1 protein-coding gene (running past both ends of the window) is annotated in these 13,239 nt (G+C 73.3%); it reads right to left on the bottom strand.

All 13,239 nt of this window come from inside a single coding sequence — locus tag MUY22_RS27905, type I polyketide synthase, on the bottom strand. Of the gene's 47,241 coding nucleotides, 18,013 precede the window and 15,989 follow it; the stretch shown corresponds to coding positions 18,014-31,252 — codons 6,005 (partial) to 10,418 (partial); reading right to left, the first codon wholly in view occupies window positions 13,235-13,237. Both the start codon and the stop codon lie outside the window.

Below are 13,239 nucleotides of genomic sequence, written 5' to 3'. Positions count from 1 at the left end.
GCAGGTCGGCCGCGTCCTCGGCCCGCGAGTACAGCGTCAGCTCGCGGCGCCCGGCCGCGTCCGCCACGCCGACCCACACCTGGATCTGCACCGCGCCGCGCTCGGGGAGCACCAGCGGGGCCTCGATGGTCAGCTCCTCGACCTGGCGGCATCCGGCGAGGTCGGCCGCGCGCACCGCGAGCTCGACGAACGCCGTGCCCGGCACGAGGATCGCGCCGGCCACCGCGTGCTCGGCGAGCCACGGGTGAGTCTGCGTGGACAGCCGGCCGGTGAGCAGGAACCCGTCACCGTCGGCGCGGCTGACCGCCGCGCCGAGCAGCGGGTGTTCCGCCGCGCCCAGGCCGAGACCGGTGGCGTCGCCCGTGGTGTTGCCCGGCCGCGGCCAGTAGCGCACGCGCTGGAACGGGTAGGTTGGCAGGTCGACCCGCGCGGCCACCGGGTACAGGGCCGTCCAGTCGACGGTCGTGCCGTGGACGTGGGCCTCGGCCAGCGCCGTGACCAGGGTGTCCGGCTCGGGACGGCCCTTGCGCAGCGCGGGCGCGAAGGTCGCGTCCGGCAGGAGCTCGCGGCCGAGCGCGGTCAGCACGCCGTCCGGGCCCAGCTCGACGAACGTCGTGACACCGGCGGCTTCCAGGGTCCGGATCGCGTCGGTGAACCGGACGGCGTTGCGGACCTGGCCGACCCAGTAGTCCGGCGTCGTCGGCTCGGCCGTCCCGCAGGTGGTGACGAGCGGGATGTGCGGCTCGTGGTAGGTCACCGTTTCGGCGACGGCGCGGAAGTCGTCCAGCATCGCGTCCATGTGGGGCGAGTGGAACGCGTGGCTCACCGTGAGCCGCTTGGTCTTGCGGTCCTGGAACTGCGCCGCGATGGCCAGCACCGCGTCCTCGTCGCCGGAGACCACAGTGGACTCGTCACCGTTGAGCGCCGCGATCGACACCCGGTCCGACAAGTGTGGCGTGATCTCGTCCTCGGTCGCCTGGATCGCGACCATCACCCCGCCGGCCGGGAGCGCCTGCATGAGGCGGCCACGGGCGGAGACCAGCCGCACCGCGTCGGCCAGCGAGAACACCCCGGCCGCGTGGGCGGCGGCCAGCTCGCCGATCGAGTGCCCGGCCAGCGAGCCGGGGGTGACGCCGAAGCTCTCGAAGAGCCGGAACAACGCCACTTCCAGTGCGAACAGGTTCGCCTGGGCGTACTGCGTCTGGTCGAGGTCACCGCCGTCGAGGTCGAAGTCGAACTCGGCGCGCACCGCGTCGAACGCCGCGGCGAACACCGGGAACGCCCGGTACAGCTCGCGGCCCATGCCGGCCCGCTGGCTGCCTTGGCCGGTGAAGAGGAAGGCCGTACCGCCGTCAGTGGCTTCACCGGTGACGGCACCGGAGAGCCCTTCCAGACCGGCCGGGTCGAGGACGACCGCGCGGTGCTCGAACAGCGAGCGCCGGGTGACGAGCGCCGAACCCAGCTCGGCAACGTCCACTGTGGTCAGCGCCGTGCGCAGACGTTCGGCCTGTTCCCGCAAGGCTTCCGGCGTCCGCGCCGAGAAGACCAGCGGGGTGACGACCGGGGTCTCGACCGTCAGCGACGTGCTTTCCGGGGCCTGCTCGATGATCACGTGGGCGTTGGTGCCGCTGAAACCGAACGACGACACGCCCGCCCGGCGGGTCCGGCCGGTGTCCGGCCAGTCCCGCGTCTCGGTCAGCAGCTCGACCGCGCCGGAGGCCCAGTCGACGTGCGGCGACGGCTCGGTGACGTGCAGCGTCTTGGGCAGGACGCCGTTGCGCAGCGCCTGCACCATCTTGATCACGCCGCCGACACCGGCCGCGGCCTGCGAGTGTCCGACGTTGGACTTCAACGAGCCCAGCCACAGCGGGTCACCCGCACGCTCGACGCCGTAGGTCGCCAGCAGCGCCTGTGCCTCGATCGGGTCGCCGAGTGACGTCCCGGTGCCGTGCGCCTCGACCGCGTCGATGTCCGAAGTGGACAAACCGGCGTCGGCGAGAGCCTGACGGATCACGCGTTGCTGCGACGGGCCGTTCGGCGCGGTGAGTCCGTTGGACGCGCCGTCCTGGTTGATCGCGCTGCCGCGCACGACCGCCAGCACCGGGTGACCGTTGCGCTGAGCGTCGGAGAGACGCTCCAGCAGGATCATGCCCGCGCCCTCGGACCAGCCCGTGCCGTCGGCGTCGGCGGAGAACGCCTTGCAGCGGCCGTCGGCCGAAAGTCCGCGCTGGCGCGAGAACTCCAGGAACGCGCCCGGCGTCGCCATCACCGTGGCACCACCCGCGAGAGCCATCGTGCACTCGCCGTGGCGCAGCGCCTGGACCGCCCAGTGCAGGGCGACCAGCGACGACGAACACGCGGTGTCGATGGTCACCGCCGGGCCTTCGAGCCCGAAGGTGTAGGACACGCGGCCGGAGGCGACGCTGCCCGCGTTGCCGGTGCCGAGGTGGCCGACGTAGTCCTCCGGCGCGGCTTCCAGGAGGTTGGCGTAGTCGTGGTACATGATCCCGGCGAAGACGCCGGTCCGGCTGCCGCGCAACGCTTCCGGCGCGATGCCGGCGCGTTCGATGGCCTCCCAGGACGTCTCCAGCAGCAACCGGTGCTGTGGGTCCATCGTCACCGCTTCACGCGGCGAGATGCCGAAGAACTCCGGGTCGAAGTTCGCCGCGTCGCGCAGGAACCCGCCCTCGCGGGCGTAGCTCGTGCCGATGTGGTCGGGGTCCGGGTGGTACAGCCCTTCGACGTCCCAGCCGCGGTCGGCGGGGAACGGCGTCATGCCGTCCACGCCCCCGGCGACCAGGTCCCACAGCTCTTCCGGGGTCGTGACGCCGCCGGGGAACCGGCAGCTCATCGCGACGATGGCGATCGGCTCGTCGACGGCCAGCACGGTGTTGACCTCGGCCGGACCGTCCACTCCGAACAGTTCGCCCGCGAGGTAGGCGGCCAGGGCGTCCGGGGTCGGGTAGTCGAAGATCAGCGTGGCGGGCAGCCGCAGGCCGGTCGCGGTGTGCAGCTTGTTGCGCAGCTCGATCGCGGTCAGCGAGTCGAAGCCGAGCTCGGTGAACGTCCGGGCCGCGCCGACCGCGTCCGTCGAGGCGAACGCCAGCACCAGCGCGACCTCGGTGCGGACCAGGTTGACGAGCGCCCGTTCGCGCTCGGCCGTGTCGAGGGCACCGAGGCGTTGCTCCAGCGACGCGGTGACGGTCGAGACCGCCGCCCGTCGCTTCGACGCGGGCACCAGCCCCCGCAGCAGCGACGGTACGGCGCCCCGGGCTCGGACCGCGGCCAGGTCCAGCCGCACCGGCACCAGCACGGCGTCCCCTGTGGACAGTGCCGCGTCGAACAGTGTCAGACCGTCCTCGGTGGACAGTGCGCCGATGCCGGCGGCGGACATCCGCCGCAGGTCGGCGTCGGCCAGGTCAGCGGCCATGCTGTCGTCACCGGCCCAGAGGCCCCACGCGAGTGAGGTCGCGGCCTGCCCGGCGGCGTGCCGGCGGTGCGCCAGCGCGTCCAGGTAGGCGTTCGCGGCCGAGTAGCTGCCCTGGCCCGCGCCGCCGAACACCCCGGAAGCCGAGGAGAACAGCACGAACAGGGACGCGTCACCTGCCAGCTCGTGGAGGTTCCACGCGGCGTCGACCTTCGGCCGCAGCACGGCGTCGACGCGCTCGGGGGTGAGCGACGCCAGCACGCCGTCGTCGAGGACGCCGGCCGCGTGCACCACGCCGGTCACCGGGTGCTCGGCCAGCAGTGCGGCCAGGGCGTCCCGGTCCGCGACGTCGCAGGCCGCGACGGTCACGTCCGTACCGAGTTCGGTCAGCTCCGCGGTCAGGTCGGAGAGGATGTCGGCGGTGGCGGACCGGCTGACCAGCAGCAGGTGCCGCGCGCCGCGTTCGGCGAGCCGGCGGGCGAAGACCGCGCCGAGCGCGCCCGTCGCGCCGGTGACCAGCACCGTTCCGTCGAACGTCGCGGGCTCGTGGTCCGCGACCGCGGCCCGCGCCAGCCGGGGCGCGAGCACGGCTCCGCCGCGGACGGCGAGTTGCGGTTCGCCGGAGGTGAGGATCCCCGGCAGTTCGGCCAGGTCGGCGGCCGCGTCGAGGTCGATCAGCGTGAACCGGCCGGGCTGCTCGGCCTGGGCCGCGCGGACCAGACCCCACACGGCGGCGCCGGCGAGGTCCGGGTTGTCACCGTCCAGCACCGCGGTCGCGCCGCGGGTGACGACGGCCAGCCGGCCGTCCGGATCGGACTGTCGCTGGAGCGCGTCGAGCACGAGGTGGATCGCGGCGCGGACCTCGTCCGGCGTCTCACCCTGCGGCACCAGCAGAACCGGGGTGTCCGGGTCGGACTCGGCCGGCACAGCGACGGCCGTCCAGTCCACTGTGTACAGCGACTGGCGGATGACGTCGTCGACCGGAACGCCCGAAACCGTGCGCAGGGAAAGGGATTCGACCGACAGCACCGGCTCGCCGGCGGTGTCGGCGACGTGCACGGACACCGCGTCGGTGCCCGCGGTCGCCAGGCGGACCCGCAGCGTGCGGGCGCCGGTGGCGTGCAGCGTGATGCCGGACCAGCTGAACGGCAGCCGCGCCGTGCCGGTGTCCTCGACGAACGCGCCGAGCCCGACCCCGTGCAGGGCCGCGTCGAACAGCGCCGGGTGCAGGCCGAATCCGGTGATGTCGGTGTCGTCCGGCAGTGTGACCTCGGCGAACACCTCGCCGTCCCGTCGCCAAGCCGTGGTCAGGCCCTGGAAGACCGGGCCGTAACCGAGCCCACCGGCCAGCAGGCCTTCGTAGAGTGCGGAGACGTCGACCGGTTCGGCACCGGACGGCGGCCACTCGGCCGCGAACGGCGTCGCGGCGATCGCGCCGGGCGCCAGTTCACCGGTGGCGTGGCGCACCCAGGGAGCGTCGCCGGTGCGGGAGTGCACGACGAGCGAACGGTGGCCCGACTCGTCTTCGGCACCGAGCGAGACCTGGACGACGACGCCGTCGGCCGGGACGACCAGCGGTGCTTCCAGGACCAGTTCCTCGACGCGGTCGCAGCCGGCCGGTTCGCCGGCGTGCAGCGCGAGGTCGGCGAAGGCCGTTCCGGGCAGCACGACGACGTCGCGCACGGTGTGCTCGGCCAGCCACGGGTGGGTCCTGAGCGAGAGCCGGCCGGTGAGCAGGAACCCGCCGTCGTCGGCGCGGGCGACGGCCGCGCCCAGCAGCGGGTGGTCCGCCGCGCCGAGGCCGGCCGCGGTCAGGTCCCCGGTCCGGGTGCCCGGCTTCGGCCAGTACAGGTCGCGCTGGAAGGCGTAGGTCGGCAGGTCGACGTGCTGCCCGGCGCCGCCGAGGACGGCGGTCCAGTCGACGTCGGCGCCATGGGCGTGGGCGGTCCCGAGCGCGGTGACCGCGGTCAGCGCCTCCGGCCGGCCCTTGCGCAGAGCCGGGACGAAGGTCGCCTCGGGGACGATCTCCTGGCCGAGCGCGGACAGCACGCCGTCCGGGCCCAGCTCGACGAACGTCGTGACACCTTGCGCCGCAGCCGTGCGGACGCCGTCGAGGAAGCGCACGGCCTCCCGGACGTGGCGCACCCAGTAGTCCGCGTCGAACTCGGTCACCAGCTCACCGGTGACGTTCGAGACGATCGGGATAACCGTCTGACCGTAAGACAGGGACTCCGCGATATCGCGGAACTCCTCGAGCATCGGGTCCATCAGCGGCGAGTGGAACGCGTGGCTCACCTTGAGCCGCTTGGTCTTGCGTCCCTTGAACTTCCGGGCGATCGCCCGCACGGCCTTCTCGGTACCGGAAATCACCGTCGAGTCCGGGCCGTTGAGCGCGGCGATGCTCACCGCGTCCGAGAGGTGTGGCGAGATCTCGGCCTCGGTGGCCTGGATCGCCAGCATCGCGCCGCCTTCCGGCAGCGCCTGCATGAGCCGGCCGCGGGCCGACACCAGCGTCACGGCGTCGGCCAGCGACAGCACGCCCGCGACGTGCGCGGCCGCCAGCTCGCCGATCGAGTGGCCGACCAGGACGTCCGGGCGCAGGCCCCACGACTCGTAGAGCCGGAACAGCGCGACTTCCAGGGCGAACAGCGTCGCCTGGGTGTACTGCGTCCGGTCGATGTGCCCGTCGAGATCCAGTTCGGCGGCGATCGCGTCGAAGGCCGCCGCGAACGCCGGATAGGTCCCGTACAGCTCGCGGCCCATGCCGAGCCGCTGGCTGCCCTGGCCGGTGAACAGGAACGCCGTCCCGCCCGTCCCGGCTTTGACGGCCTCGGCCGTCGACAGGCCGGTCAGCAGGTCGTCAGCGCTGGCGCCGGTGATCACCGCACGGTGCTCGAACCGGGTGCGGACGTGCAGCGAGGCCGCGACGTCCGCCGGTTCGAACCCGGCCGCCAGGTGTTCACGCAGTCGCGTGGCCTGCTCGGTCAGCGCGGCCGGCGACTTCGCCGACAGCACCAGCGGGACCACCGCCGGCGCCGGGACCTGCGGCTTCGGTGCGGGTTCCGGCGCCTGCTCGATGATCGCGTGGGCGTTGGTGCCGCTGAACCCGAAGGACGACACCGCCGCGCGGCGCGCCCGTCCGGTCACCGGCCAGGCCCGCGCCTCGGTCAGCAGCTCGACCGCACCCGAGGCCCAGTCGACGTGCGGCGACGGCTCGTCGGCGTGCAGCGTCTTGGGCAGTTCGCCGCTGCGCAGCGCCATGACCATCTTGATCACGCCACCGACGCCCGCGGCCGCCTGGCTGTGGCCGATGTTCGACTTCAGCGAGCCGAGCCACAGCGGGTCGCCGGTGCGCTCGGCACCGTAGGTCGCGAGCAGCGCCTGCGCCTCGATCGGGTCGCCGAGCGACGTCCCGGTACCGTGCGCCTCGACGGCGTCCACATCGGACGGTGCGAGACCCGCGTTGGCCAGGGCCTGCCGGATCACGCGTTGCTGCGACGGGCCGTTCGGTGCGGTCAGGCCGTTGGACGCGCCGTCCTGGTTGATCGCGCTACCGCGCACGACCGCCAGTACCGGGTGCCCGTTGCGCTGGGCGTCGGAGAGGCGCTCCAGCAGGATCATGCCCGCACCTTCGGCCCAGCCCGTGCCGTCGGCGTACGCGGAGAACGCCTTGCACCGGCCGTCGGCGGCGAGGCCGCGCTGGCGTGAGAACTCGATGAACGCGTTCGGCGTCGCCATGACCGTCACACCACCGGCGAGCGCCATGGTGCATTCACCGTTGCGCAGCGCCTGAAGCGCCCAGTGCAGCGCGACCAAAGAGGACGAACAGGCGGTGTCCACAGTGACCGCCGGGCCCTCGAGCCCGAAGGTGTAGGCGACCCGGCCGGAGGCGATACTGCCCGCGTTGCCGGTGCCGAGGTGGCCCTCGTAGTCCTCGTCCGCGCCGTCGAGCAGCGCGGAGTAGTCGTGGTACATCACGCCGGCGAAGACGCCGGTCTTACTGCCGCGCAACGCTTCTGGCGCGATACCGGCGCGCTCGAAGGCCTCCCAGGACGTCTCCAGCAGCAACCGGTGCTGCGGATCCATCGTGACGGCTTCGCGCGGCGAGATCCCGAAGAACACCGGGTCGAAGCCGCCCGCGTCGTGCAGGAACCCGCCTTCGCGCGAGTAGCTGGTGCCGAGGTGGTCGGGGTCCGGGTGGTACAGCCCGTCGAGGTCCCAGCCGCGGTTGTCCGGGAACGTCGTGATGGCGTCGCCGCCGGCGGCGACGAGGTCCCACAGCTGCTCGGGGGTCGTGACGCCGCCGGGGTACCGGCAGCTCATCGCGACGATCGCGATCGGGTCGTCGGAGCCGGTGGCCGCGACGACCTCGACGGCCTCCTGGCCGCCGAACAGTTCGGTGTGGACGTGGCCGGCGAGCGCGTCCGGTGTCGGGTAGTCGAACACCAGCGTCGCAGGCAGCCGCAGGCCGGTGGCCGTGTGCAGGCGGTTGCGCAGCTCGATCGCGGTCAGCGAGTCGAAACCGGCCTCGCGGAACGCCTTGGCCGGGTCGACCTCGTCGCCCGAGTCGTAGCCGAGCACGCCCGCGACCTCGCCGCGGACCAGCGTCAGCAGCCGGTCACGCTGCTCGTCGGCGGCCAGCCCGGACAGGGTGTCGGCGAACGCTCCGGCCGCGCCGGTCGTCGCCGCGACCCGCCGCGCCGGTGCGCGGACCAGGCCACGCAGCAGCGGCGGAATCTCACCGGTGGCGGCGCGGATGGCCGCCGGGTCGAGGTGCACCGGCAGCAGGACCGCGCGGTCCGCGGCCAGCGCGGCGTCGAACAGCGCCACGCCGTCCTCAGTGGACAGTGGTGCGGTGCCGGCCCGGACCAGCCGGGCGACGTCGGCTTCGCTGAGGTTGCCCGCCATGCCGCCGTCCCACAGGCCCCAGGCCAGGGACGTCGCCGGCTGCCCGGCCGTGCGCCGTTGCTCGGCGAGCGCGTCGAGGTAGGCGTTGGCCGCGGCGTAGTTCGCCTGGCCCGCGCCGCCGAACGTGCCGGCGACCGAGGAGAACAGGACGAACGCGTCGAGGTCGGTGGTCAGGTCGTGCAGGTTCTGCGCCGCGTCCGCCTTGGCGGCCAGCACAGTAGCGAGTCGTTCGGGGGTGAGGGATTCGACGAGGCCGTCGTCGAGGACGCCCGCGCTGTGCACCACCGCGGTCACGCGGTGTTCGGACAGCAGATTGGCAAGGCCATCACGATCGGCGACGTCGCAGGCGGCGATCGTCACGTCGGCGCCGAGTTCACGCAAGCGCGTCGCCAGCTCGGCCGCGCCGGGCGCGTCCGCACCACGACGGCTGGTGAGCAGCAGGTCCCGGACGTCGTACCGGGTGACCAGGTGCTCGGCGAACAACGCGCCGAGCGCACCGGTACCGCCGGTGACCAGGACCGTGCCGTCTCCGAAGTGGACGTCCGTTTCGGACAGTGCGGCCCGCGCGAGACGCGGCACGGTGAGCACGCCGTCACGGACCGCGATCTGCGGTTCGCCGGTGGCCACCGCAGCGTGCAGCTCCGCGGGACCGGCGGCCGCGTCCAGGTCGACCAGGACGAACCGGCCCGGGTGCTCGGCCTGCGCCGAGCGGACCAGGCCGTGGGCCGCCGCGGCGGCCGGGTCGGCGTCGCGGGTCACGACGACGACCGTCTTCTCGGTCGGCAACCACGTCTGGACCACGGCGAGCGCGGACGCGGCGTCGGTGACCGGCTCGACGACGAAGCCGTCGGCTTCCGGCCAGCCGTCCGGGACGGCCGTTTCGGGCCTGAGGACGGTGGTCCATTCGAGCTGGAACAGCGAGCTTCGTGCCACCCCGCCGGCGAGCTGACCAGCGGAAACCGGCCGCAGCATCAGGGAGTCGGCCGAGAACACCGGCGCCCCGGCCGGGTCGGCGACGTGCACCGACACCGCCTCGGCACCGGTCGCGGCGAGGTGGACGCGCAGCGCCCGAGCACCGGATGCGTGCAGCGAGACGCCGGACCAGACGAACGGCAGGCGCGCGCCGCCCTCGGCCGGGAGGGCGCCGAGGCCGATGCCGTGCAGGGCCGCGTCGAGCAGGGCCGGGTGCAAGCCGAACCCGGACAGTTCGACGTCCTCGGGCAGGCTGACCTCGGCGAACACCTCTGTACCGCGGCGCCAAGCCGCGGTCAGGCCCTGGAACAGCGGGCCGTAGGCCAGGCCGGCCGACTGCAGGCCGTCGTACAGCTCGGTGACGTCGACGGCCTCGGCGCCGGCGGGCGGCCACTCGGCCGGGGTCGCCGGGATCGGGGCGCCGGTCGCGGCGAGCACACCGCCGGCGTGGCGGACCCACGGTTCGCCGTCCGGTCGCGAGTGGACGGACAAAGTTCGGCGCCCGGACGCGTCGGCCGCGCCGACGGTGATCTGGACGGCGACGCCGCCCTGCGCAGGGATGACCAACGGCGCTTCGAGCGTCAGCTCTTCGAGGCGGTCGCAGCCGACCTCGTCGCCCGCGCGGATCGCGAGCTCGACGAAGGCCGTCCCCGGCAGCACGGTGATGCCGTGCACCGCGTGCTCGGCCAGCCACGGGTGCGCCTGCGCGGAGAGCCGCCCGGTGAAGACCAGGCCGTCGCCTTCGGCCAGCTCGACCGACGCGCCCAGCAGCGGGTGGTCGGCCTTGCCGAGCCCGAGGCCGGAGGCGTCCGCGGCGGACGCCGCGCTGTGCAGCCAGTAGCGGCGACGGCGGAAGGCGTAGGTCGGGAGGTCGATCGTGCGTGCCCCCGAGCCGGCCCACAGCCGCGTCCAGTCGACGTCGGCGCCGCGGACGTCGGCCTCGGCCAACGCGGTGAGCAGAGTGTCCGGTTCGGACCGTCCCTTGCGCAGGGCCGGGACGAACGTCGCGGCCGGGACGATCTCCTGGCCGAGCGCGGACAGCACACCGTCCGGGCCCAGCTCGACGAACGTCGTGACACCGCGGCTTTCCAGCGTGCGCACCGCGTCGAGGAACCGGACGGCGCCGCGGACCTGGTTCACCCAGTAGCCCGGCGACGTCGGGTCGCCGTCCACAGTGGACATGATCGGGATGCGCGGTTCGGCGAACGTCAGCGTCTCCGCGACCGCGCGGAACTCCTCGAGCATCGGGTCCATCAACGGCGAGTGGAACGCGTGGCTCACCGTGAGCCGCTTGGTCTTGCGGTCCGCGAAGTGCGCCGCGACCGCCAGCACGGCGTCCTCGTCACCGGAGATCACCGTCGACATCGGACCGTTGAGCGCGGCGATGCTCACCAAGTCCGAGAGGTGTGGCGTGATCTCGTCTTCGGTCGCCTGGATCGCGACCATCGCGCCGCCGGTCGGCAGCGCCTGCATGAGACGTCCTCGCGCCGACACCAACTTGACCGCGTCTTCCAGGGAGAAGACGCCGGCGACGTGCGCCGCGGCCAGCTCGCCGATCGAGTGCCCGGTCAGATAGTCCGGCCGGACACCGAAGTGCTCGAAGAGCCGGAACAGGGCCACTTCCAGGGCGAACAGGGCCGCCTGGGTGTGCTGGGTCTGGTGCAGTTCGTCGGTGTCGAAGGCCACGTCGAAGTCGAACGCGGCGCGGATCTCGTCGAACGCCTCGGCGAACACCGGGTAGGTCTCGTACAGCTCACGGCCCATGCCGAGCCGCTGACTGCCCTGTCCGGTGAAGAGGAACGCCACCGAACCCGGCGACACCGCACCCGTCACGACACCGCCGGCTTCACCGGCGGCCAGCGCGGCCAGGCCGCGCAGCAGCTCGTCACGGTCCACACCGGACACCACCGCACGCAGCGGCATCCGGCTGCGCGTGGTCACCAGCGAGTGGGCCACGTCGAGCGCGTCCTGCTCCGCGGCGACGGCGTGCAGGCGCGACGCCTGCTCGCGCAGGGAGTCCGCGTCCCGCGCCGACAGCACGAACGGCGTGGCGATCGCGGGCGTCTCCCCCACGATCGGCTCGGCGAAGTCCGGTGCCTGCTCGATGATCGTGTGCGCGTTGGTGCCGCTGATGCCGAAGGACGACACCGCGGCGCGCCGCGGCCGTCCGGTCTCCGGCCAGGGCGTCCGCTCGGCGAGCAGCTCGACCGCGCCCGCTTCCCAGTCGACGTGCCGCGAGGGCTCGTCGACGTGCAGGGTGGCCGGCAGCTCGCCGTGCCGCATGGCCATGACCATCTTGATGATCCCGGCGACACCCGCGGCGGCCTGGCTGTGCCCGATGTTGGACTTGATCGAGCCGAGGTACAACGGGTCACCGGTGCGGCCGGCGCCGTAGGTGGCCAGCAGCGCCTGGGCCTCGATCGGGTCACCCAAGGTGGTGCCGGTGCCGTGCGCCTCGACGGCGTCGACGTCCGAAGTGGACAGTCCGGCGGAGGCGAGCGCCTGGCGGATCACGCGTTGCTGCGACGGGCCGTTCGGTGCGGTCAGGCCGTTGGACGCACCGTCCTGGTTGATCGCGCTGCCGCGCACCACCGCGAGGACCTGGTGGCCGTTGCGGCGGGCGTCGGAAAGCCGTTCCAGCAGCAGGAGGCCGGCGCCCTCGGACCAGCCGGTGCCGTCCGCCGCCTCGGCGAACGACTTGCACCGGCCGTCGGCGGCGAGGCCGCGCTGGCGGGAGAAGTCGACGAACGTCGTCGGCGTCGACATCACCGTGACACCGCCGGCCAGGGCCATTTCGCACTCGCCGTTGCGCAGGGCCTGCGCCGCGAGGTGCAGCGCCACCAGCGAAGACGAGCACGCGGTGTCCACCGTGACGGCCGGGCCTTCGAGCCCGAAGGTGTAGGCCAGCCGTCCGGAAAGGACACTGCCCGCGTTGCCGGTGCCGAGGTAACCCTCGACCTCCTCCGGGATCTCCGGCAGGCGTGCGGCGTAGTCGTGGTACATCAACCCGGCGAACACGCCGGTCCGGCTGCCCCGCAACGACTCCGGCGCGATGCCGGCGCGTTCGAAGACCTCCCACGACGTCTCCAGCAGCAGCCGCTGCTGCGGGTCCATCGCGAGGGCCTCACGCGGGGAGATGCCGAAGAACTCGGCGTCGAACTCGTCCGCCTCGTGCAGGAACCCGCCCTCGCGGGCGTAGCTCGTGCCGCTGTGGCCGGGCTCGGGGTGGAACAGTTTCTCCAGGTCCCAGCCGCGGTTGACCGGGAACGGCGAGATCGCGTCGGCGCCGGTCGACACCAGCCGCCACAGGTCCTCCGGCCCGCGGATGCCGCCGGGGTACCGGCAGCTCATCGCCACGATGGCGATCGGCTCGTCGACGTCCACCGCCCGGACCGGCGCCACGGCGACCGGCTCGGCCGAGCCGAGCAGCTCGGTGCGCAGGTGCGCGGCGAGGGTGGTCGCGTTCGGGTAGTCGAACACCAGGGTCGCGGGCAGCCGCAGACCGGTCGCCGTGTTGAGGCGGTTGCGCAGGTCGACCGAAGTCAGTGAGTCGAAGCCGAGCTCCTTGAACGCCTTCCCGGCGTCCACGGCGTCGGCCGAGTCGTAGCCAAGAGCGGCCGCGACGGTCTGGCGGACCACGCCGAGCAGGGTGCGCTCGCGTTCCGCCTCATCCATAGTGGACAGACGGTCGGCCAGCGCCGAACCACTCGCGACGGTCTCGGCCGTCACCACCCGGCGGGTGGTGGTCCGGACCAGGCCGCGCAGTACGGCAGGCACCGTGGTGCCCGGGTCGCGCAGGGCGGCGGCGTCCATCCGCATCGGGACCAGCGCGGCCTCGCCGGACGCGAGCGCGGCGTCGAACAGCGCGACGCCCTCGTCCGCGGTCAGCGCGGCGACGCCGGCGCGGTTCATCCGCCGCCGGTCCGCCTCGC

This window comes from Amycolatopsis sp. WQ 127309 (genome assembly GCF_023023025.1).
GTDB lineage: Bacteria > Actinomycetota > Actinomycetes > Mycobacteriales > Pseudonocardiaceae > Amycolatopsis.
This window is presented reverse-complemented; position numbering and strand designations above follow the sequence as displayed.